Origin of the sequence: Serratia sp. root2 (genome assembly GCF_031931805.1) — a bacterium.
In the GTDB taxonomy this organism is placed as follows: Bacteria; Pseudomonadota; Gammaproteobacteria; order Enterobacterales; family Enterobacteriaceae; genus Serratia; species Serratia inhibens.
The window spans coordinates 125,647-147,007 of record NZ_JAUJXB010000007.1 but is presented as its reverse complement, the minus strand read 5'-3'; the positions used below and the strand labels follow the sequence as shown (position 1 = coordinate 147,007).

Below are 21,361 nucleotides of genomic sequence, written 5' to 3'. Positions count from 1 at the left end.
TTGGGCGCGGCAATCGCGCCCATTGGCATTACAGCAGCGGTTCCATCTCCAGCAGGATCTGTTCGCACCATTGTTGCAGGCGGTCTTCGCTCATGTCGTATTGGTTCACCTCATCCAGCGCCAGACCGACGAAGTGTTTGCCATCGGCACTCAGCGGTTTCGGGCTGGTGAATTCAAAGCCTTCAATGGGCCAGAAGCCGATAAACTGCACGCCGAGCGGGGCAATGTGATCGTGCAGCATACCGAGCGCATCGAGGAACCATTCGCCGTAGCCGAGCTGATCGCCCATGCCGTACATGGCGACAATTTTCCCTTTCAGATCCAGCGTCGCCAGTTGCGGCCAGACGGCTTCCCAGTCCTCCTGCAGTTCACCGAAATCCCAGGTAGGAATGCCGAGGATCAGGATGGAATACTCCTCCATCAACTGCGGGGACACGTCTTTCAGGTTGTGCAGGTCGACCAGGTCTTCGCCCAGAATCTCACGGATTTTTTCTGCCGCCATCTCGGTGTAGCAGGTGCTGGAGCCGTAAAACAGACCAATCTTCATTTTTAAACCGTTATGTTACCGTTCGTGGAATGGCATCGAGTGTACCAGATTTGCGCCGGCTTAAGGCATAATGGCGCAGGTGGAAAGCTAACAAAGAGAGGACCGCGTGCAACAGCAAGAGAGTGCGCTGATTGAGCAATTCCTGGATGCGCTGTGGCTCGAACGCAATCTGGCAGAAAATACGCTGGCCTCTTACCGGCTGGATCTGCAGGCGCTGAACGCCTGGCTGAACCATCAAAATACTTCGCTGTTACAGGCACAAGCGCTGGATCTGCAGGCGTTTCTCGCCGAACGGGTGGAGGGCGGATACAAAGCGACCAGTTCCGCGCGTTTGCTGAGTGCCATGCGCCGCCTGTTCCAGTATCTGTACCGCGAAAAGCTGCGGGAAGACGATCCGACCGCGCTGCTCGCCTCGCCGAAGTTGCCGCAGCGGCTGCCGAAAGATCTGAGCGAAGCGCAGGTCGATGCCTTGTTGCAGGCGCCATGCGTCGATCAGCCGCTGGAACTGCGAGACAAGGCGATGCTGGAAGTGCTGTACGCCACCGGCCTGCGAGTATCCGAACTGGTCGGGTTGACCCTCAGCGACGTCAGCCTGCGCCAGGGCGTGGTGCGGGTGATCGGTAAAGGCAACAAGGAACGGCTGGTGCCGCTGGGCGAGGAGGCGGTGTACTGGATCGAAAATTATCTGGAGCACGGTCGCCCGTGGATGGTCAACGGGCAGGCGCTGGATGTGCTGTTCCCAAGCAACCGCTGTCAGCAGATGACCCGACAGACGTTCTGGCATCGCATCAAACACTATGCGATCCTAGCGGGTATTGATAGCGAGAGGCTGTCACCGCACGTGTTGCGCCACGCGTTTGCCACCCATCTGCTGAACCATGGAGCCGATCTTCGTGTCGTACAGATGTTATTGGGGCACAGCGACCTCTCTACCACACAAATTTACACGCATGTAGCGACCGAACGACTTAAACAGCTACATCAACAGCATCACCCGCGTGCCTGATACGCCGGGTTCAAAAGGATTGAAAGAATGAAGAAAGGTTTAATGCTGCTCTCTCTGCTGGTGGCTTCAGTGACCGGTGCGGCCCATGCCGATGATGCGGCAATCAAAAAAGCGCTCGGTAGCCTGGGCATTCAGCAGGCGGACGTACAGCCCTCCCCGGTTAGCGGCCTGAAAACCGTGCTGACCGACAACGGCGCGTTGTATGTGACCGAAGACGGCAAACACATTCTGCAAGGCCCGTTGTACGACGTCAGCGGCAAAGAACCGGTTAACGTCACCAACCAACTGCTGAACACCAAACTCGAAGCGCTGAAAGATCAGATGATCGTCTACAAAGCGCCAAAAGAAAAACACGTGATTACGGTGTTTACCGACATCACCTGCGGCTATTGCCACAAGCTGCACCAGCAGATGAAAGAGTATAACGATCTGGGCATTACCGTCCGTTATTTGGCGTTCCCGCGCCAGGGCTTGAATTCCCAGGCCGAGAAAGACATGCAGTCAATCTGGTGTACCGCCGATAAAGCCAAGGCATTCGATTCCGCGTTGAAAGGCGATGCGGTTTCCCCGGCGACCTGTAAAACCGACATCAGCAAACACTATGCGCTCGGCGTGCAGTTCGGTATTCAGGGCACTCCGGCCATCATTCTGCAAAACGGTATGATGATCCCGGGTTATCAGGGGCCGAAAGAGATGGCCGCCATGCTGGATGCGCATCAGACCGCAACCAAAACCGGTGGTTAATCGCCGGTGAGCATCAAAACGCAACTACGCCGCCGAGCGGCGACGGACGACAGCCATCTGCCCGCCAGCCTGCATCCGCTGCTGCGCCGTTTATACGCGCTGCGCGGCGTTAAGGCCGAGAGGGAACTGGAGCGCAGCGTCAAAGGTTTGCTGCCCTGGCAGCAGTTGGATGGCATCGATACTGCGGTGGACATTCTGCAACAGGCGCTGGCCGCGAGTCGCCGTATCATGGTGGTGGGGGACTTTGACGCCGACGGTGCCACCAGTACCGCGTTGACGGTGCTGGCGCTGCGCAGCATGGGTGGCAGCGCAGTCGATTATCTGGTGCCGAACCGCTTTGAGGACGGCTACGGCCTGAGCCCGGAAGTGGTCGAGCAGGCGGCGGCGCGCGGTGCAGAGTTGATTCTGACCGTGGATAACGGCATCTCTTCTCATGCGGGCGTTGACGTGGCGCACGCCAAGGGCATGCAGGTCCTGGTTACCGACCACCATCTGCCGGGGGAAACCTTGCCGGCGGCGGAGGCGATCGTCAACCCGAACCTGCGCGGCTGCGAGTTCCCTTCAAAATCCCTGGCCGGTGTTGGCGTGGCTTTCTATCTGATGCTGGCGTTGCGTGCCCGGCTGCGTGACGGCGGCTGGTTTGAACAACGTGCGCTGGCGATGCCGAATCTGGCTGAACTGTTGGATCTGGTGGCTCTGGGTACGGTTGCCGATGTGGTGCCGCTCGACGCCAACAACCGCATTATGGTGTATCAGGGCCTGAATCGCATTCGCGCCGGCAAGTGTCGGCCGGGCATCAGGGCGTTGCTGGAAGTGGCCAACCGTGATGCGCGCCAACTGGCGGCTAACGATCTTGGCTTTGCTTTGGGGCCACGGCTCAATGCCGCCGGGCGGCTGGACGACATGTCGATTGGCGTGGCGCTGTTGCTGAGCGATGACATTGCGCAGGCGCGCATGCTGGCTAACGATCTCGATGCGCTTAACCTGACACGGCGTGAAATTGAGCAGGGTATGCAGGTTGAAGCCCTGCAGCTGTGCGAGCAGCTCGAACGCAGCAGCACCGCTTTGCCGTATGGGCTGGCGATGTATCATCCGGAATGGCATCAGGGCGTGGTGGGCATTCTGGCTTCGCGCATCAAAGAACGTTTCCACCGCCCGGTAATTGCATTTGCGCCGGCGGGCGAGGGCATTCTGAAAGGCTCCGGCCGTTCGGTGGCCGGTTTGCACATGCGCGACGCGCTGGAGCGGCTGGATACGCTGAATCCGGGCTTGATGATGAAGTTTGGCGGCCATGCGATGGCGGCCGGGTTGTCGCTGGAAGAAGCCAAATTCGACGAATTCCGCCAGCGTTTTGGCGATTTGGTGGGGGAATGGCTCGATCCGGCGATGCTGGAAGGGGTGATCTGGTCCGACGGTGAACTGGCGATGCAGGAGCTCTCGCTGGAAACGGCGGAGCTGCTGCGCGAGGGCGGGCCGTGGGGGCAGGCGTTCCCGGAGCCGACTTTCGACGGTAGATTCCGTATCCTGCAACAGCGGCTGGTGGGCGAGAAACACCTGAAGCTGATGGTGGAGCCGCTTGGCGGCGGCCCGTTGCTCGACGGTATTGCCTTCAACGTGGACACCACTCTGTGGCCCGACAGCAGCGTGCGTGAAGTGGAACTGGCTTATAAGCTCGACGTCAATGAGTTCCGTGGTAACCGCAACGTACAGTTATTGATCCAGCATCTCTGGCCGCGTTGATTTTTCCTGAACGGGCGCGGTGATGCCGCGCCCGATTCAGATACACATCCCTCCCCCCACAAAAACTGACCAACTCGCTATAAACTGACGCGCGGATCCGATAGAATTGCCGGTTCTAATGGCATTTCGCCATCGACGACATCAACGTAAAAGAACGCTAAAAACCATGTTTGAAATTAATCCGGTAAAAAACCGAATTCAGGACCTGTCCGAGCGGACTGCCGTTCTTAGGGGGTATCTTTGACTATGATGCCAAGAAAGAACGCCTAGAAGAAGTCAACGCCGAGCTGGAACAGCCTGATGTTTGGAACGAACCCGAGCGCGCACAGGCGCTGGGTAAAGAGCGCGCGGCGCTTGAAGCTATCGTGGAAACCATCGATCAGCTGGAACAGGGCGGCGAAGACGTCACCGGCCTGCTGGAACTGGCGGTTGAAGCCGACGATGAAGAAACCTTTAACGAAGCGGTAGCCGAACTCGATCAACTGTCTGCCAAGCTGGAACAATTAGAGTTCCGCCGTATGTTCTCCGGTGAATATGACAGCGCGGATTGCTACCTGGACATCCAGGCCGGCTCCGGCGGCACCGAAGCACAGGACTGGGCCAGCATGCTGTTGCGCATGTACTTGCGCTGGGCTGAATCCAAGGGCTTCAAAACAGAAGTGATCGAAGAGTCCGACGGCGACGTCGCGGGGCTGAAATCCGCCACCATCAAGATTATCGGCGACTACGCGTTCGGCTGGTTGCGTACTGAAACCGGCGTGCATCGCCTGGTGCGCAAGAGCCCGTTCGACTCCGGCGGCCGCCGTCATACCTCGTTTAGCTCGGTGTTTATCTACCCTGAAGTGGATGACGATATCGATATCGACATCAACCCGGCAGATCTGCGTATTGACGTTTACCGCGCCTCCGGTGCGGGCGGCCAGCACGTAAACAAAACCGAGTCGGCGGTACGTATTACCCACTTGCCGACCAACATTGTGGTGCAGTGCCAGAACGACCGTTCTCAGCATAAAAACAAGGATCAAGCGTTTAAACAGCTGCGAGCCAAGCTGTACGAGTTTGAGATGCAAAAGAAAAATGCTGATAAACAGCAGATGGAAGACAACAAGTCCGACATCGGCTGGGGCAGCCAAATCCGTTCTTACGTGCTGGATGATTCCCGCATTAAGGATTTGCGCACCAACGTTGAGACGCGTAACACGCAGGCCGTATTAGATGGCGACCTGGATAAATTCATTGAGGCAAGTTTGAAAGCCGGGTTATAAGGAACAGAAATGTCTGAGCAACAACCACAGGGCGCCGATCAGGCGTTGGAACTCAATAATGAGTTGCAGTCACGCCGTGAGAAATTGGCCGGGCTGCGCGAGAACGGCATTGCGTTCCCGAATGATTTCCGTCGCGACACCACGTCCGACAAGCTGCACGCTGCGTACGGCGAAAAAGATAACGAAGAGCTGGAAGCGCTGGGCGTAGAAGTTACCGTTGCCGGCCGCATGATGACCCGCCGTATCATGGGTAAAGCGTCATTCGTGACGCTGCAGGACGTCGGCGGCCGTATCCAGCTGTACGTCGCGCGCGACGATCTGGCGGAAGGCATTTATAACGAGCAGTTCAAGAAGTGGGACCTGGGCGATATCCTTGGCGCTCGCGGCAAGCTGTTCAAAACCAAGACCGGCGAACTGTCTATCCACTGTACCGAACTGCGCTTGCTGACCAAGGCCCTGCGCCCGTTGCCTGACAAGTTCCACGGCCTGGCCGATCAGGAAACCCGTTACCGCCAGCGTTATCTGGACCTGATCGCCAACGATGAATCGCGCAACACTTTCAAGGTGCGTTCTCAGGTGATGGCGGGGATCCGCAACTTCATGGTGGAACGCGGCTTCATGGAAGTCGAAACCCCAATGATGCAGGTGATCCCGGGCGGCGCTTCTGCGCGTCCATTCGTGACTCACCACAATGCGCTGGACATCGATATGTACCTGCGTATTGCCCCTGAGCTGTACCTGAAGCGTCTGGTGGTAGGCGGCTTTGAGCGGGTGTTCGAAATCAACCGTAACTTCCGTAACGAAGGCGTTTCTCCGCGCCATAACCCAGAGTTCACCATGATGGAACTCTATATGGCCTATGCGGATTACAAAGACCTCATCGAGCTGACCGAATCGCTGTTCCGCACCCTGACTCAGGATGTGCTGGGCAAAACTCAGGTGCAGTACGGTGACGAAGTGTTCGACTTCGGCAAGCCGTTTGAAAAACTGACCATGACCGAGGCGATCAAAAAATACCGTCCGGAAACCGATCTGGCCGATCTGGCCGATATGGGCAAAGCGGTGGCTATCGCCGAATCTATCGGTATCAAGATTGAGAAGAGCTGGGGCCTGGGTCGCGTTGTGACCGAGATCTTCGAAGAAGTGGCGGAAAGCCATCTGATTCAGCCGACCTTCATTACCGAATACCCGGCGGAAGTGTCCCCGCTGGCGCGTCGTAATGATGAGAACCCGGAAATCACCGACCGTTTCGAGTTCTTCATTGGTGGCCGTGAGATCGGTAACGGCTTCTCTGAGCTGAACGATGCGGAAGATCAGGCGCAGCGCTTTGCTGACCAGGTGAATGCGAAAGACGCAGGCGATGACGAAGCGATGTTCTACGACGAAGACTACGTCACCGCGCTGGAGCACGGCCTGCCGCCGACGGCTGGCTTGGGTATCGGTATCGATCGCATGGTCATGCTGTTCACCAACAGCCACACCATTCGCGATGTGATTTTGTTCCCGGCAATGCGCCCGCAGAAATAATCTTTTGCTGAATGAACATCAACCGGTGCAGGCAACTGCGCCGGTTTTTTTTCGCCTGTGGGGAGGAAATTACGGGCTGTTGCGGCTAACTGCTTAAAACATCGGCAGTTACGCGCTATCTCCGCTTGCCCGGCGTAGATAACCGGTTATAATGCCAGTCGCACATCGATGCGGGTGTAGTTCAATGGTAGAACGGCAGCTTCCCAAGCTGCATACGAGGGTTCGATTCCCTTCACCCGCTCCAATCTCAAGCCTTTTGAACGCCATCCCAATCAATAAAATCCTTATGTGACCTTCTATTCCTTCTGATTCAATTCAGTCGTCGCCAGCAATAGTGCAGTTCGTTTGACCATGACACAAATGATGATGATCTTTTCATATTTAAAAAGGTTAATTAGTGGGGAGATTAGGTGATTGGCTGATGGGAGGCTTGTGCTTTTGGCTTCTTGGGCAGTCCTTCGCAGCTGGTGTGAAACAGCGAATTCCGTATTGTTGGCTTCGAATTATTTTCTGCATTTAAGAAATGCAAAAACCCGCCATAAGCGGGTTTTTGATCACTAATACTTAACTGCTCAGGCCGTTGCCTTCATCGCTATTGTAAATTTTAGTGAGATTATCGGCGCTTAAAGCGCGATAACGTTTACAGCAGACGGGCCTTTAGCGCCGCTCTCGACAGAGAACTCCACTTTCTGACCTTCGTCTAAGGTTTTAAAATCGCTGCTCTGGATAGCGGAGAAATGTACGAATACATCTTTGCTGCCATCTTGTGGAGTGATAAAACCGAAGCCTTTATCTGCGTTAAACCATTTTACTAAACCAGTCATTTTAGTAGACATAGATACATCCTTTTTCATTTTTGAGCCACTCATCGTGGCGAACATGGCCTGTTTTGCAGAATTTTACTTATGGGGCACTTAGGAGGAGGCTCATGAAGAAGGGGTATCTAGAGATAACGCTTGAACTGAGGACTGCTTTACTAAAACTGCTTTCATAAGGTCTGTGTTCCAAACCGATGACGTCATAGTAGGCTTGGTTTGATTTATTAAGCAAGGATTAAATTTATTAATGTCATTGGCAGGCCAACATATCCCTGACGCGGTGTGATGATTTTAGTGCGATTGGCTGGGAAGGCGTTTTTCATCGCAATGTGGTTGATGCATAAAAGATAAAAGCCCTGACCGTTGCAGCCAGGGCTTTTATGGTACTACTGACTTCAAATTTAACATTAATGAACTTAATAATTTCTTACTGCTAAGGTACTACATTTTAAATGTACACGTTTATCACAGATAATATTGGGTACTAATACTAACTAGAACCTCCCCTCTATTTACCAGTTCACATTACCCGCCGCCCTGAAGTAATTCTCCAAGGTATGGCGTCTTAAACAAGTACATCTCCCCTCGCGATATAGACTCTTGATGCGTAGCCTCACTTCCATTGCGATCTTGTTGCACTATTTTCCCGCATTAGCTTGAAAATCAATCGCAAACAAAAAACAATTGAATCATGGCCTTACATCATCGCGTTTTGGTTCACACCCTGCGATTGTAGATACTGACTACGTGGCCTTAAAGCGTCATCAAGCGAGGTTGTCACTTTTTCTCAGCATTGATGCCCATACAAAAAATACTTCGTGGCCTTTATCGCAAAATAACTTTAAATCAACTTGTTTAACACTTTTGCTAATAACAGTCAGCTACCATTTCGCTGCTGCTGGTTACTAATCTACGGGGTTTTAAACGAGTGTCAATACTGTTTTTAATAACATGTTTTTAATAACATGTTTTTATTAACAGTGTTCATATACGCTCTCTTTGAAAATTAGCTGAGCGCCTATTTTCATAGGCTTGCATTTTTTTGGGGATTTATTATGTCGGCGTTTTTTCTGGAGTGGCAGGGCAGAAGGTTGAGTAATATTACCGTTGCATTAGCCAACCCAAAAACATGACCTTGTCTGTAGAAGGCCCGGCTGTCGATTCATGGTGTCTTAGAAACGATGACCCTGTGGGAATGGTAGCCCGCTGCTGCCGCAACGGGCCGTTTTCAAGGTATCAGGGCCTGGTGACGAATCGTGCAAGCTGTTGGTGCAATTGGCTGTTTTCTTTACGCAGCTGCTCAATTTCCTCCAACAGCGTCAAGGTGACTGCGATACCGGGCCAGTCCAGAGCCAATTCGCGATGCAACTGTTGAGCTCGGTGAAAAATGGTCAGCGCCTGATCGTCGAATATCCAGTCCTCGGCTGCCGGGTTACGTGGTTCAATCACCCCAAGCCCGACGATTTCTGTTAACTCGTCTTCTGAAACGCCGGTATGCAGGCAAAATTCGGTAATGGTTAAAGTTACTTTTACGTTAGCCATTTTGCTTACTCCACTCTTTGCGTGGGTCGAAAGCGGGTTGAGCCTCCGCCAGTTGTTGCCACAGTGCCGCATTTTTTTCGTCCGGCTTCGGTGGCATCACGACCTTGATCACTGCATATAAATCCCCGGTTTCTTTCTTGCCGACCAGGCCTTTCCCCTTGATACGCAGCCGCTGGCCGGTCTGGCTACCGGCTGGGATGGTCAGCAAAATAGCGTCTTTCAGGGTCGGAACCGGTACCTTGGCGCCGAGCGCCGCTTCCCATGGGGCTACCGGCAGGACGATCTCCAGATTATGGCCGACGATGTCGAACAACGGGTGCGGCGCGATGCGGATGATCAGATAGAGGTCGCCATTCGCGCCGCCGTCAGTGCCCGGCGCACCCTGGCCTTTCAGGCGAATGCGTTCGCCATCGCCCACGCCGACGGGGATCTTCACATTAAGGGTTTTGGGTATTTCCTGCTCCACCATGCCGAAAGCGTTATAAACCGGCAGGCTATAGCGAATGGTTCGGGTTTGCTCGGCCAGCGTTTCCTCAAGGAATACCGCCACTTCCATCTCGATGTCTTGCCCGCGCATGGCGCGGCTTTGGCGGCGGTGTTGCGAACGCGCGCGTTCGCCAAACATTGAGGAAAAGATATCGGAAAAGTCTTCGGCGTTATTGGCGTTGCCGTGTTGCGTCTGGCGGCCATAATTGGGGTCGTTGCGGTGTTGCACCAATTGATCGTATTCGGCGCGGCGTTCATCGTCTTTTAACACCTCATAGGCTTCCGCGACTTCCTTGAACTGTGCTTCGGCATTCGATTCGGTGCTGACGTCGGGGTGGTATTTTCGCGCCAGACGACGATAGGCCGTTTTGATAGCCTTGAGATCGTCCGATGGCTTAACCCCTAAAATGGCATAATAGTCCTTGAATTCCATAGCGTAATCATCTCATTTCAATCTTTCATCTGAGGGAATGGCTGAGTCTGTATTGCATGAAACCTTACTCATGGTAGGGCACTTGCCACTGAGACATCGACATAATTGTGCGGTCGGGCGGTTAATGAGCGAAAAGGCGGGTCGGCAGACCCCCTTTATGTATGAGCTTAACTGCGCTTTAGCTGCCTGGCGACCCTAAATAGGCTGAAAGCGCTGAACAACATTTCAATACCGATAAGGGTGGTCACCAGTATGACCGATGTCATCGGATCGGCGCTAAACAGCATCCAGGCAATCACCAGATCCAAAAAGCCAATGACGAACTGCAGCCAACTGCCGCTGACTTCACGCAGCTTATAACCGGCAACTAACCGCACAATACCGCCGAGCACAAATAATATGGCGAGGTATATCGCCAGCGTCAGAATGCCGGCTAATGGACTGGTGATGAACAGGTAGCCGATAATCAAATAAGCCACGCCCAGTAATATGCCGCCGATCATCGGCCAGGTGTTTTGCGCCCGATTGGCTATCATGCCCGCCACCAACGCCGCGCCGCTCAGCAACAGTAATACGCCGACCAGAATGCTCAGCGCTGTGCCGGATGCCAGGGGGTTAATCAGGCACAGAATACCGCCGACCAAGAGCAGGAAGGCAATAATCAGCAGGGCAGTGCGTTGCTTTTTGAGACTTTCTTCACTCAGAAGGGGCAGATTTTTATGGTCAAAATTTAACATGACAGTTCTCCGTTTGTCGTATGGTACTCAGTAATCCCTACTTGCCTAGCATAGTCCTTTTGGCGCTTTTTGACTGCCCCGATGCAAATGTTACTATTGACGCCTGACGCGTATCAGCGCCCCGGAAATATGATTGAGGACAGGATTTGAGCACAGGAAGCAAACTTGCGTGGTGGCGCCGCGCCGCGGTGTGTCTGACATTGAGCCTGCTGTTGGCCGGCTGTTCGGGCAAAAACAGCTATAACCGCGACTACGACAAATTGCCGAAGGGCAGTTACAGCGGCAAATCCTATACCGTCAAACGTGGCGATACGCTGTATTACATCGCCTGGATCACTGACAGCGAAGTCAGCGAACTGGCCCGAATCAACAAGATACGCCCGCCTTACGGGCTGGAAGTCGGGCAAAAGCTGCGGCTGAGCGGCAGCGCCCCGACCAAAACGGCGTCAAACCGGCGTAAAAATACCTCTTCCGGCGCGGTGTTGGCTAAATCGACGCCGCCGCCTGGGGCTTCACGCTGCTGGCGCTGGCCGGCCAGCGGCAAGATAGCGCAGAAATACTCCAACGCAGACGGCGGCAATAAGGGCATCGATATCGCCGGTGCGCGTGGCCAGCCGATCTTCGCTTCCGCCAAAGGCAAGGTGGTGTACGTCGGCAATCAACTGCGCGGCTACGGCAACCTGATCATGATTAAGCACGGCGAAGACTTCATTACCGCCTATGCGCATAACGACACCACGCTGGTGCGCAACGGCCAGGACGTCAAGGCGGGGCAAAAAATTGGCACCATGGGCAGCACCGGTACCGATTCGGTGTACCTGCACTTCCAGATCCGTTATCGCGCCACCGCGCTCGATCCGCAGCGCTATCTGCCGCCGCAAGGTGCTTCGCCATCTTGTTAAGCGTGGAGATAACGGCCCGTTCTGTCAGGGAGCGGGCCCCTATCGCGGGCTATTTCCGTTTCCTTCCACATAGCCAGATCAACGCCAACAGCACCACCACCGCAACTCCGATGGCCGGAGCCATATAAGGCTGCAGCTTCGCCAGCAGCGGTACCGGGCCGCCGGTGCGCAGCATCGCCACGTCCTCCTCGCTTACCGTCACCGCCGGGTTGCCGTAGTTTTTCAGCACATAATTGCTGATGGCGGCGATTTGCCGATCGGTTAATGGATTGACGTAGGATTGCGGGCCAAAGTTCGGCATCAGCACGTCCTCGCTGCCTGCTTTGCGCTGCACGCCGAACAAAATGGCGGAGATCAGGTTGGCCGGGTTGCCGGAACCGGTGGCGGTATTGTTGAACAGCGAAGGATAGGCCTGGTTTTTGCTGCCGCTGCCGTCCGGTTGGTGGCAACTGGCGCAGTTGCCGCTGAATAAGGCCGCACCGTCGCTGACGGTATTATTGGCATTGGACGGATGCAGGCCGCGTAGCGTCGGTTCGACGTTCAGCGGTTGGCCAAAGCGGTCCGCCGCCTGCTTATCCTGAGCATCGCGGATCGGTACGGTACTTTTCAGGTAGACGGCAATGGCCATCAGATCCTGTTCAGGCAGGTATTGCAGGCTGTTTTCCACCGCCTCTGCCATGCCGCCAGCGGCCTGGTTTTTCCCGGCGACCCGCCCGGTTTTGAGATATTGCACCAGTTCTTCATTGCTCCAGCCGCCGATGCCGCTGACGGTGTCCGACGTAATGTTCGGTGCATACCAACTTCCCACCATGCCCCCCGCCAGCGGCTTATCGGCGCTTTCCGCCATCAGCAGGTTGCGTGGCGTATGGCAGGTATCGCAATGCCCAGGGCCGTTGACCAGATAGGCGCCGCGGTTCCACTGCTCGCTTTTCTCGGCATTGGGCTGAAGGCGGTTCTTATCCAGAAACAGCAAATTCCAGCCGGCCATACTGAAGCGCATATTGAACGGGAAGGGCAGTGCGGTCGGCGTATTCTTCTGCTCTACCGGCTTCACCCCCTGCATAAAGTAGGTGTAGAGCGCGTGGATGTCCGCATCACTCAATTTGCTGTATGAGGTATAGGGCATTGCCGGGTAGAGATAGCTGCCATCGGCGCGCACCCCATCGCGCAGTGCACGAGCGAACTGTTGTTCCGTGTAGCCACCTATGCCGTCATGCGCCGAAGGGGTGATATTGGTGGAGTAAATTACGCCCATCGGCGAGTTGATGCCGTAACCGCCGGCAAAGGGCTTGCCGCCGCCCGGTTGGGTGTGGCAGGCCTGGCAGTCCGAAGCTACGGCAAGCTGCTCACCCTGTTTAAGTAACGCCGCGCCATCGTCGGTCGCCAGGGCGGCACCGCTCAGCCCCAGCAACAGGGCAAATCCAAGTTGTATCTTCATGATTTTACCGCCAGCGATTGGGCGATGTCGTCGGCGGCCTTGATGCCCAACGCCGCCATGGTTAGCGTGCTGTTGACTACGCTGGCTGAAGGAATGGCACCGCCACCCGGCAGCCAGAGGTTGGCATGGTCGTGGGTGCGGCAGTTACCGTCCACCACCGAGTCATGCGGTTCGCTGCCCATAATGGTGCCGCCCATGATGTGATTATTGGCGTTCAGGCTGGTGGTGATTTTGAATTCATCGGCATCGAACAGGCGTCCAATATGCTCCAACTGTTTATGTGCGGCTTCGGCGCCCTTGCGCACGTAATCGCCGACGTCGTAATGAATATCGGGACACGGCAGGCCGTGAGCGTCCTTGCGGTTGGCGCTCAGCGTCAGGCGGTTGTTCGGGTCTGGTAACGGTTCCAGGCTAATCGACAAATCAACGCCATAGGCCGCGCGCCGGCGGATCTCTTCATCCAGCACTTTACCTACCAGGCCCTGCGCCAGCGCTTTTTGCGTTGCTGGAACTATCTGATTGATATTATTAAGTATCATCTTGTTGGCAGAATAGTCCTTACGGAACTCGCCGTCGCGCGGTCCCACCAGGCAGCTGCTCTGCGCCGGGCCGCGGCCGAGCCACAGTGGCTCTTTAGCCAGGAAGGTGCAGTGAAAGCCGGAGTGATCCATCATATTGCGCCCAACCTGATCGGAAGAGTTGGCGATGCCGTTGGGGTTCTGTTTATTGGCGGCAAGCAGCAGCAAACGCGGCGTTTCGATACCGTTACAGGCCAGCGCGAAGGCGTTGGCGCTGGCTTTATGCGAGCGTTTTTGATTATCCAACCAGTGTACGGCGGTCACGCGATTCTGGTCGTCGGTATCAATTTTGTAGACCACCGACTCTGCCAGCACCACTGCGCCTTTCATTTCCGCGCGTTCGACATGATGGATGCCGTTATACATGGCGCCAATGGGGCAAATTGGCTGGCAGTTGTTGTTGCCGCAGCAGGTCGGGCGGCCTTTCCACGGGCGGATGCTGCGTCCCTGCGGGATTGGCACCGATCGGTAGCCGTGCGGGTTGACCACTTCGGCGAAGCGGGTGTCGCCATAGGCCCAGGGCACCATGTCCATCGGATAAGGTTTGCTGCGCTCTACCGGCGATTGCTGCGCCGGATCGTTGGGGCCTGCGACACCGATTTCCTCTTCCGCACGGCAGTAGTAGGGTTCGAGATCGTTATACGAAATTGGCCAGTCGCGACCGACGCCGTACAGCGTTTTCATCTGGAAATCGCTCGGCAAATGGCGCCAGCAAGATGCTGCCCAGTGCCAGGTGGTACCGCCGACGGTGCGCAGATAGCCCTGTTTGAAGCTGCCGGCACTGGGGCCACTAAGGGCTACGTAGTTGTTTTCCGGGAAATAGAGCGGTGCGGTGGCGTATTCAGATTGCGGATACAGCCCCTGGAAATCTGAGCCCGCCCGGTTATCGAACGGCATGTTGCGCCAGTTTTCCACCGCTTGGGCGCGATCGATGCGCAGGCCGGCCTCCAACACCAGGACGGAATAGCCGAGGCTGACCAGTTGGTCGGCCATGATACCGCCGACAATGCCGGAGCCGACGATCACGATGTCGGCCGATGCGTCGCCATTGGCGGTAAATTCAGGTTTTTTCATCAGGATAATCTCAGCGAACGGGTGTCATGGTCATCGGCGGAGCGGCGGTCCACCACAGCGGGCCGTTGCCGCAATAGGTCGGTACGATCAGCGCATCGCTGGCGGGGCGGTACATCAGCGCATCCTTGTAGGCGATCAGCACAGCTTGCTGGCCATGCCCGACGGTGCCGGTATACCAGGCGCTGATAATGGCGGTGAGCAGATCCTGCAGGCCGGCCTGGATTGCCAGCGTTTGCAGCTGTTTGGCACTTTGCTCCGGCTGCAGCAAGGCGCTTAGCTGCTTAATCTGAGCAGAGAAATTGGGGATGCTGCCGCTCAAGGCGGTGAATATTCGCGCCGACATGCCCTGGTCGATGTCCTGATGTTCGGTAATAGTCCGGGACAGAGTGAAGAAACGTGCAAAGACAAGCGGGTTGGCTGCTGCGGTTTGCTGCTCAGCCTGGGTCAGAAATGGATAGCCAAGCAGGGAGGTGGCGACAAGGACGGAAGCCATGCCGAACAACACATCTCTTCTTCTGAAACCGGTTCCATTGTTGTCCGAACGTAAATTTTCGCTGGGTAATACAGTGCTCATGGTGAATTTCTCGCAACGGGTGTTAAAGCCTGGGTAGGCGAAGGTAGGGCAGATGCTGAATACAAGATGATGAAATAAAGATACTTTTGATTATTGTTCGATAGCCAATAATTCATTTTATAATAATTTTTTCGGATATTAACTTGGCGGTAACTTCTCAACAACAAGTTTTAACGGAGAGCCTGAAAGATCGCACTTTAAGAATAAATGGGGCGAAGGAAAGCGGCAAAGTTGCTGAGCTATGGAGGCTTGCTCCAGCGATCAAAAAAGGCGGCGATAGCAGATTGCATAAGGATTTCGCCGCCATACGTGCCAAAATAGATCACTAGCCGACGCCACTGCTTTGACTGAGAAGATAAATATTACCCTATGGATCGCTCCCGTTTATTAACCTTCCTGCTGCCTTACCTATGGCCGAAAAATAACCCCAAACTGCGGTGGTATCTGGTTATCGCCTGTATTTTCATGGTGGTCGCCAAGGTGAGTACTTCGCTGGTGCCGTTGGCATATAAGGAGATGGTCGACGCACTGAGCGCGGATACTGCGAAAATGCTGGCCATTCCGCTGGGGCTGATCGTCGCCTACGGTGTTGCGCGGGTCGGCGCCACGTTGTTTGAAGAACTGCGCAACGTGATGTTCATTCATCTCAGCCAGAATGCCACTCGTCTGCTGGGGCTGCGGGTGTTCAGGCAATTGCATGCGCTGAGCCTGCGCTTTCACCTGGAACGTCAGACTGGCGGGCTGTCGTTGTCGATTGAGCGTGGTACTCAGGCAGTGGCTACCGTGTTGTCGCGGCTGTTGTTTTCGATCGTGCCTATCTTGTTCGAACTCACCCTGGTCGCGGTGATCATGTGGCATATGCTGAACGGTTGGTTTGCGCTGGCGATCCTGACCACCGTCGGCAGTTATATCCTGTTTACCGTGATCGCGGTCAGTTGGCGCACCCGTTTCCGGCGCGAGCTCAACAAGGCCAATGCCGATGCCAACAGCAAGTCCATCGACAGCCTGCTGAACTATGAAACCGTAAAGTACTTCGGCAATGAAGAGTTCGAGGCCGAGCGTTTCAATATGTCGCGCCGGTTGTACGAATATGCCGCCATTAAAAACCAGTTCAGTTTTACCGCCATCAACCTCGGGCAAACCGCCATTATTTCCATCGGATTGATAGTGATGATGGCGATGGCGGCACAGGGCATTGTGCAGGGTCGGATGACGGTCGGTGACTTTGTGTTGGTGAATGCTTATCTGCTTCAGCTGTATCAGCCGCTGAATTTCTTCGGTTTTATTTATGCCGAAGTCAGACAAGCGCTGATCGATATGGAGAACCTGTTCGATTTGCTGCAGGAAAAGCAGGAGATTGTCGATAGTCCAGATGCGGCAGCCCTGGTATTGAGCCATGGCGAAGTGCGTTTTGACTCGGTCAGTTTTGGCTATGATGCACGTCGGCCGATTTTGAAAGACGTCAGCTTCATCATCCCGGCCGGTAACACCGTGGCGGTGGTCGGCGCTTCCGGTGCGGGCAAATCCACGCTGTCCCGCCTGCTGTTCCGTTTCTACGATGTGAATGGCGGCTCGGTGTCTATAGACGGCCAGGACATTCGCCAACTGACTCAGGCTAGCCTACGGCAGGCGATCGGCATTGTGCCGCAGGATACGGTGCTGTTTAACGATACCCTGCGCTACAACATCGGCTACGGCAAAACCGGATCCAGCAATGAAGAGATCGAACGGGCGGCGAAGCTGGCGCATATCCACGAGTTTATCGTCGGCCTGCCTGACGGCTACGAAACCCGGGTTGGCGAGCGTGGCCTCAAACTGTCCGGGGGCGAGAAGCAGCGGGTGGCGATCGCCCGTACCATCCTGAAAAATCCGGCGATCCTGGTGTTCGACGAAGCCACCAGCGCATTGGATACTCAAACCGAACGCGAGATCCAGGCGCATTTACGTGAGGTAAGCCGTAACCACACCACATTGGTGATTGCCCATCGCCTGTCGACGGTGGTGGACGCCGACGAAATCATCGTGCTGGAGGCGGGGGAAATCGTTGAGCGAGGGCGCCATGAGGAACTGTTGCAAAGCGATGGCCGTTACGCCGCGATGTGGCAAAACCAGTACAGTGAGGAGTCATAATCTTGCCGGCTAACGTCCGGGCACTAATGAACAGGACGTTAGCCGCGGGCATTACAATTCACCGGTCAGATACTGCGCTACACCGTTGCCAAAACTCCAGTCGCCCTTGCTGTTGGTGGTGATAGACACCATCAGATCGCTGCTTTCAATTCCACAGCTTTCTTTCAGCTCGCGGCTGAGATCGGCATAAAACCGTTGTTTCTGTTCTTCGGCGCGTGGGCTGGTGATCACCCGCACCACCACCAGATCTCGGGTGCGCGTCAGGTTAAGGCCAGTGTCTTCGATCACCATATGATGAGCCTTATTTTCATGAACAATCTGGTAGCGATCTCGCTGTGGCACTTCAAAGGCGCTGAGCACGGCACGGTGAGCGGCATCGAGCAGGATTTTCAGTTCGGCTTCGCTGCGGCCCTCGATGACGTCGAAGATAAGTAATGGCATTTGTATAGTCCTGTCAGTGGGTTAATGGGATTTTCAGGTGCGTAGGGCAGCATTTTTTTATCGCTTTTGAGATGCCATCTTAGACAGTTCACGGCGCGGGAAGAAGCGCTATACTTGAACTCATTGTTTATATAAATGAACAGTTGACGATGAAAAACCCAAAAATCGATACCCTGTGGACCCATTTACACTGGCTCACCGTGCTGGCCGAACAGGGCAGTTTTACCCGTGCGGCGGAGCGGCTGGACGTGAGTAAAGCTGCCATGAGCCAGAAAATAAAAGAGATCGAAATGCTGGCCGGGGTACCGCTGGTACAGCGTACAACCCGCAGTGTCCGGCTGACCGATGCCGGGTTGAGACTGGTGGAGGAATTGCGTCAGCCTTTCGCGCAGATTAAACAGAGCTTCTCCGGCATCTGCGATTCCACCGGGCCGTTGCGCGGTTCGGTGCGGGTGACGGCGCCGGTGGCCTTTGCCCGCCAGCAATTGGTGCCACGGATCACCGGCTTTCTGCGCGCCAACCCGGAAGTGCGGGTACAGCTCGAGGTATCGGACCGGTTGGTGTCGTTAACCACCGAGGGGTTCGATCTGGCGATCCGCCATAGCGATAACCTGCCGGATACCCATGTCGCCTGGCGGCTGTGCCCGACCGAAACGCTGGCGGTGGCATCGGCAGACTATGTTAAACGGCACGGCATGCCGGCATCCCCCGTCGATCTGCAACGGCATCGGTGCCTTTACTATCCCCGTGGGAGTGAAGCGCCGGGCTGGAGCTTTGTCGCCAGGCACTCGTCGGAGGGTAAGGCGGACAAAATCCGCGTGCCGGTCAGCGGCCCCTTTGCCACCAACAACAGTGAATCGATACGTGATGCGGCGGCGGAAGGGCTGGGCATTGCCCTGCTGCCGGATTTCAGCGCGCAGCAGGCGCTGGCGGACGGGCGGTTGATTGAGGTGCTGCCGGCCTGGCGCCCGATTGGCGCTTTTGCCGACAGCCTTTATGTGGTGCGGCCCTATGCGCCGCAGGTGTCGCGTGCGGTGACGGAATTCAGCAACTATTTACGCGGCGTCTTTGCCGAAGGGTTTACCTCCGGTTGAGTGGCACTCAGGATTTGCGCCACATAGTCACAGGCGATACGGCAGTCTTGCCTGAGATCCGCCTCACCGCCGGACAGGCTGCCGCGCAGCCACAATCCATCGATCATTGCGGCCAGTCCGCGTGCGGCATCGCGAGCCTGCTGTTGCGGTAACTCACGGCGGAACTGGCTGCAGATATTGGAATAGAGCCGGCGATCGTTGGCTCGCTGCAAGCGGCGCAGCGCCGGCTGGTGCATACTGGCGGCCCAGAAATCAAGCCAGGCACGCATCGAGACCGCATTGGTTTGGCTGGGATGAAAGTTGCCCTGAATAATGGCAAATAGCTGTGATTGGCTGTCGGCCGCCGCCTGGCTGCGGCATTCGGCGACCGCGTCGCGCAGATCGCGCAAGATCTTGCGCATGGTGGCGCTCAGCAATCCTTCTTTATCGCCAAAGTAGTGGCTGACGATACCGGTCGACAGCCCCGCTTCTTTTGCCACCTGTGACAGAGTGACGCCAGCCAGGCCGACGACGTTAATGGCCTCGAAGGCCGCGTTAATCAGCTGTTCCTTGCGGTGCTCCGGAATGTCTTTGCGGTACATTTTTTCCCCGACTGATAGGCAAATCACACTTTGAATTTGATTGATTGAACGGTCAATCAATACTCTATATGCTGCAAAAATGTCAAATAAATGGCGATGAAATGTTAACTAAATGTTTCATTTAAATCGTCTGTCTTTTGCATCATGGAACCCTGCCAATGACAGTGAAAAGTCTCCCATCGCACGGTGAACAACCGATTAGATTAAATGCACCGGTATTTTTCAGCTCGGCGGCGGTGATCCTGCTGCTGGGCGTTTTGATCGTGCTGTTCCCGGCCGGCAGCAAGCAGTGGCTTAACCAGGCCCAAAGCTGGGTAGCCGACGTGTTCGGCTGGTACTACATGTTATTGATGGTCGTCTGTATGGCGTTTGTTTTTTGGCTGGCGCTATCGCGCTTCGGCCATATCCGCCTTGGGCTGGACGATGAACCGCCGCAGTTCAGTTATCCCTCCTGGGTGGCGATGTTGTTCTCGTCGGGTATCGGCATTGCGCTGGTTTATTACGGTGCCTACGAGCCGTTGGATCACTTCCTGTCACCACCAGAAGGCAGCGGCGGCAGCGTGCAGGCCGCGCGTCAGGCGATGGCGCTTACCTTCCTGCATTGGGGGCTGCACGGCTGGGCGCTGTATGCGCTGATCGCTACCGCGCTGGCGTATTTCGCCTACTGTCGCGGCCAGCCGCTGGCATTGCGCTCGGCTCTGTACCCGATCTTCGGCGAACGCATTCACGGCGGCATCGGCCATCTGGTGGACAGCTTCGGCATTTTGGTCACGGTGATCTCGATGGTGACCAATCTGGGGATCGGCGCCTTGCTGGTTAACTCCGGGCTGTTTTATCTGTTCGATATTCCGCAAAGCACCGGCGTGCTGTTGGCTTTGATCGTGGTGATGATGGTGGTGGCCACGCTGGCGGCGGTGACCGGCGTAGAGAAGGGTATCGCGATGCTGTCCAATATCAACGTCGGCTTCCTGTGCCTGCTGCTGTTGTTCGTGTTTCTGGCTGGCCCGACGCTGAATCTGGTCAATGGCCTGTTGCAGAACGTTGGGGACTATCTGACCTCTATAGTCAGCAGAAGCTTTGACATGTATTTGTATGGCAAGGCGCGCCAGTGGCAGGGGGCCTGGACGCTGTTCTATTGGGCCTGGTGGGTGGCTTGGGCACCCTTCGTCGGTCTGTTTATCGCGCGCATCTCGAAAGGGCGTACCATTCGTGAACTGATCTTCGGCGTACTGCTGATCCCACTGGGCTTCACCCTGGCGTGGCTGTCGATCTTCGGCAACACCGCCATCAGCCTGGTATTGGAAGGGGGGCAGGCGATCCTCGGTCAGGTGGCGGTGAGCGATCCGCCGATGGCGGTGTTCAAGCTGTTCGAATACCTGCCCTATACCCAACTCACCGCCGGTTTCACCGTAGTGATCAGCTTTGTGTTGTTCCTGACGCCGGTCGATTCCGGCACGTTGATGATCGCCAACCTGTCCTGTCAGGGCGGCTCGGCGCAGGATGACGCCCCGGCCTGGCTGCGTATTTTCTGGGCCGCGGTGACCACCGTGGTGTGCATCGGCCTGTTGTATGCCGGCAGTTTCAGCGCGATGCAGACCGCCGTAGTGCTGTGTGGCCTGCCATTCTCTGCGGTGATCGTGCTGTATATGGTCAGCCTGCATAAGGATTTGCATCGCTACGCCATGAAGCCGGCGACAACATGAT

Annotated in this window: 19 protein-coding genes and 1 tRNA gene; 10 read left to right on the top strand and 10 right to left on the bottom strand. The window is 55.6% G+C overall.

Going from position 1 to position 21,361, the window contains the following annotated elements; translation table 11 throughout:
• Window positions 1–28: 28 nt before the first annotated feature.
• Window positions 29–547: a flavodoxin FldB gene (gene fldB / locus QZQ97_RS22495; RefSeq protein ID WP_006319414.1), complete on the bottom strand. Its 519-nt coding sequence runs from the start codon at window positions 545–547 to the stop codon at window positions 29–31.
• A 106-nt stretch (window positions 548–653) separates the two neighbouring features.
• On the opposite strand from fldB, the gene xerD reads away from it, so the two are divergent.
• The 6 genes from xerD to QZQ97_RS22465 all read left to right on the top strand — a co-directional run bounded on the left by xerD (window position 654) and on the right by QZQ97_RS22465 (window position 7,073).
• Entirely contained in the window at window positions 654–1,553 is a 900-nt protein-coding gene (gene xerD, locus QZQ97_RS22490) for a site-specific tyrosine recombinase XerD (RefSeq protein ID WP_311995239.1), read from the top strand.
• Between the two features lie 27 nt (window positions 1,554–1,580).
• Entirely contained in the window at window positions 1,581–2,297 is a 717-nt protein-coding gene (dsbC, locus tag QZQ97_RS22485; RefSeq protein ID WP_311995238.1) for a bifunctional protein-disulfide isomerase/oxidoreductase DsbC, read from the top strand.
• Between the two features lie 6 nt (window positions 2,298–2,303).
• A complete protein-coding gene (recJ, locus tag QZQ97_RS22480; RefSeq protein ID WP_311995237.1) occupies window positions 2,304–4,037 on the top strand; it encodes a single-stranded-DNA-specific exonuclease RecJ in 1,734 nt (577 codons plus the stop codon).
• Window positions 4,038–4,203: 166 nt separating this feature from the next.
• Window positions 4,204–5,302 (top strand): peptide chain release factor 2 gene (gene prfB / locus QZQ97_RS22475; protein WP_311995236.1). Its coding sequence is split into 2 segments (ribosomal slippage): window positions 4,204–4,278 and window positions 4,280–5,302, totalling 1,098 coding nucleotides; the frame shifts between segments, so codons are not numbered across the junction.
• A 9-nt stretch (window positions 5,303–5,311) separates the two neighbouring features.
• Window positions 5,312–6,829 carry a lysine--tRNA ligase gene (lysS, locus tag QZQ97_RS22470; protein ID WP_311995235.1) on the top strand — a complete coding sequence of 506 codons (1,518 nt, stop codon included), beginning with the start codon at window positions 5,312–5,314 and terminating at the stop codon, window positions 6,827–6,829.
• 170 nt (window positions 6,830–6,999) lie between these two features.
• Window positions 7,000–7,073 (top strand) — tRNA-Gly (locus QZQ97_RS22465).
• A 379-nt stretch (window positions 7,074–7,452) separates the two neighbouring features.
• On the opposite strand, the gene cspE is transcribed toward QZQ97_RS22465, so the two are convergent.
• The 4 genes from cspE to QZQ97_RS22445 all read right to left on the bottom strand — a co-directional run bounded on the left by cspE (window position 7,453) and on the right by QZQ97_RS22445 (window position 10,845).
• Window positions 7,453–7,665 carry a transcription antiterminator/RNA stability regulator CspE gene (cspE, locus tag QZQ97_RS22460; RefSeq protein WP_004952373.1) on the bottom strand — a complete coding sequence of 71 codons (213 nt, stop codon included), beginning with the start codon at window positions 7,663–7,665 and terminating at the stop codon, window positions 7,453–7,455.
• A gap of 1,218 nt (window positions 7,666–8,883) precedes the next feature.
• Window positions 8,884–9,189, bottom strand: a complete 306-nt coding sequence (cbpM, locus tag QZQ97_RS22455; RefSeq protein WP_311995234.1) for a chaperone modulator CbpM — start codon at window positions 9,187–9,189, stop codon at window positions 8,884–8,886.
• Window positions 9,182–10,108 carry a curved DNA-binding protein gene (gene cbpA, locus QZQ97_RS22450; protein ID WP_311995233.1) on the bottom strand — a complete coding sequence of 309 codons (927 nt, stop codon included), beginning with the start codon at window positions 10,106–10,108 and terminating at the stop codon, window positions 9,182–9,184. The genes cbpM and cbpA overlap by 8 nt, the downstream gene beginning before the upstream one ends.
• A gap of 167 nt (window positions 10,109–10,275) precedes the next feature.
• The gene (locus QZQ97_RS22445; RefSeq protein WP_311995232.1) at window positions 10,276–10,845 is read right to left on the bottom strand and encodes an HdeD family acid-resistance protein; all 570 of its coding nucleotides are present in this window, start codon (window positions 10,843–10,845) and stop codon (window positions 10,276–10,278) included.
• A gap of 146 nt (window positions 10,846–10,991) precedes the next feature.
• On the opposite strand from QZQ97_RS22445, the gene actS reads away from it, so the two are divergent.
• A complete protein-coding gene (gene actS / locus QZQ97_RS22440; protein WP_311995231.1) occupies window positions 10,992–11,747 on the top strand; it encodes an amidase activator ActS in 756 nt (251 codons plus the stop codon).
• Window positions 11,748–11,796: 49 nt separating this feature from the next.
• Here the strand turns inward: actS and QZQ97_RS22435 are convergent, their stop codons facing one another.
• Genes QZQ97_RS22435 through QZQ97_RS22425 form a run of 3 tightly spaced genes read right to left on the bottom strand, consistent with a single transcriptional unit; the run spans window position 11,797 to window position 15,411 of the window.
• Complete coding sequence (locus QZQ97_RS22435; RefSeq protein ID WP_311995230.1) at window positions 11,797–13,185, bottom strand: c-type cytochrome; 1,389 nt, start codon at window positions 13,183–13,185, stop codon at window positions 11,797–11,799.
• Window positions 13,182–14,837, bottom strand: coding sequence for a GMC family oxidoreductase (locus tag QZQ97_RS22430; RefSeq protein WP_311995229.1), 1,656 nt, complete (start codon window positions 14,835–14,837; stop codon window positions 13,182–13,184). Before QZQ97_RS22430 ends, QZQ97_RS22435 begins: the two co-directional genes overlap by 4 nt.
• Before the next feature lie 10 nt (window positions 14,838–14,847).
• Window positions 14,848–15,411, bottom strand: coding sequence for a sorbitol dehydrogenase family protein (locus tag QZQ97_RS22425; protein ID WP_311995228.1), 564 nt, complete (start codon window positions 15,409–15,411; stop codon window positions 14,848–14,850).
• Window positions 15,412–15,780: 369 nt separating this feature from the next.
• Between QZQ97_RS22425 and QZQ97_RS22420 the strand changes: the two genes are divergently transcribed.
• Window positions 15,781–17,541, top strand: a complete 1,761-nt coding sequence (locus tag QZQ97_RS22420) for an ABCB family ABC transporter ATP-binding protein/permease (protein WP_311995227.1) — start codon at window positions 15,781–15,783, stop codon at window positions 17,539–17,541.
• Window positions 17,542–17,592: 51 nt separating this feature from the next.
• On the opposite strand, the gene QZQ97_RS22415 is transcribed toward QZQ97_RS22420, so the two are convergent.
• Window positions 17,593–17,982 (bottom strand): tautomerase family protein, encoded by a 390-nt coding sequence (locus QZQ97_RS22415; RefSeq protein ID WP_311995226.1) that lies wholly within the window; start codon window positions 17,980–17,982, stop codon window positions 17,593–17,595.
• Between the two features lie 149 nt (window positions 17,983–18,131).
• Here QZQ97_RS22415 and QZQ97_RS22410 point away from each other — a divergent pair, with 149 nt between their 5' ends.
• Window positions 18,132–19,076 (top strand): LysR family transcriptional regulator, encoded by a 945-nt coding sequence (locus QZQ97_RS22410; protein ID WP_311995225.1) that lies wholly within the window; start codon window positions 18,132–18,134, stop codon window positions 19,074–19,076.
• On the opposite strand, the gene betI is transcribed toward QZQ97_RS22410, so the two are convergent.
• Window positions 19,034–19,657: a transcriptional regulator BetI gene (gene betI, locus QZQ97_RS22405; RefSeq protein WP_311995224.1), complete on the bottom strand. Its 624-nt coding sequence runs from the start codon at window positions 19,655–19,657 to the stop codon at window positions 19,034–19,036. The two genes, QZQ97_RS22410 and betI, sit on opposite strands and share 43 nt — an antisense overlap.
• A 158-nt stretch (window positions 19,658–19,815) precedes the next feature.
• On the opposite strand from betI, the gene QZQ97_RS22400 reads away from it, so the two are divergent.
• Window positions 19,816–21,360: a BCCT family transporter gene (locus QZQ97_RS22400; RefSeq protein WP_311995223.1), complete on the top strand. Its 1,545-nt coding sequence runs from the start codon at window positions 19,816–19,818 to the stop codon at window positions 21,358–21,360.
• Window position 21,361 lies beyond the last annotated feature (1 nt).

Coding starts and splice junctions, on each gene's coding strand:
- QZQ97_RS22415 (WP_311995226.1), bottom strand. CDS start 17,982: ATGCCATTACTTATCTTCGACGTCATCGAGGGCCGCAGCGAAGCCGAA.
- QZQ97_RS22435 (WP_311995230.1), bottom strand. CDS start 13,185: ATGAAGATACAACTTGGATTTGCCCTGTTGCTGGGGCTGAGCGGTGCC.
- lysS (WP_311995235.1), top strand. CDS start 5,312: ATGTCTGAGCAACAACCACAGGGCGCCGATCAGGCGTTGGAACTCAAT.
- fldB (WP_006319414.1), bottom strand. CDS start 547: ATGAAGATTGGTCTGTTTTACGGCTCCAGCACCTGCTACACCGAGATG.
- QZQ97_RS22430 (WP_311995229.1), bottom strand. CDS start 14,837: ATGAAAAAACCTGAATTTACCGCCAATGGCGACGCATCGGCCGACATC.
- QZQ97_RS22410 (WP_311995225.1), top strand. CDS start 18,132: ATGAAAAACCCAAAAATCGATACCCTGTGGACCCATTTACACTGGCTC.
- cspE (WP_004952373.1), bottom strand. CDS start 7,665: ATGTCTACTAAAATGACTGGTTTAGTAAAATGGTTTAACGCAGATAAA.
- QZQ97_RS22420 (WP_311995227.1), top strand. CDS start 15,781: ATGGATCGCTCCCGTTTATTAACCTTCCTGCTGCCTTACCTATGGCCG.
- QZQ97_RS22425 (WP_311995228.1), bottom strand. CDS start 15,411: ATGAGCACTGTATTACCCAGCGAAAATTTACGTTCGGACAACAATGGA.
- cbpA (WP_311995233.1), bottom strand. CDS start 10,108: ATGGAATTCAAGGACTATTATGCCATTTTAGGGGTTAAGCCATCGGAC.
- betI (WP_311995224.1), bottom strand. CDS start 19,657: ATGTACCGCAAAGACATTCCGGAGCACCGCAAGGAACAGCTGATTAAC.
- dsbC (WP_311995238.1), top strand. CDS start 1,581: ATGAAGAAAGGTTTAATGCTGCTCTCTCTGCTGGTGGCTTCAGTGACC.
- QZQ97_RS22445 (WP_311995232.1), bottom strand. CDS start 10,845: ATGTTAAATTTTGACCATAAAAATCTGCCCCTTCTGAGTGAAGAAAGT.
- cbpM (WP_311995234.1), bottom strand. CDS start 9,189: ATGGCTAACGTAAAAGTAACTTTAACCATTACCGAATTTTGCCTGCAT.
- QZQ97_RS22400 (WP_311995223.1), top strand. CDS start 19,816: ATGACAGTGAAAAGTCTCCCATCGCACGGTGAACAACCGATTAGATTA.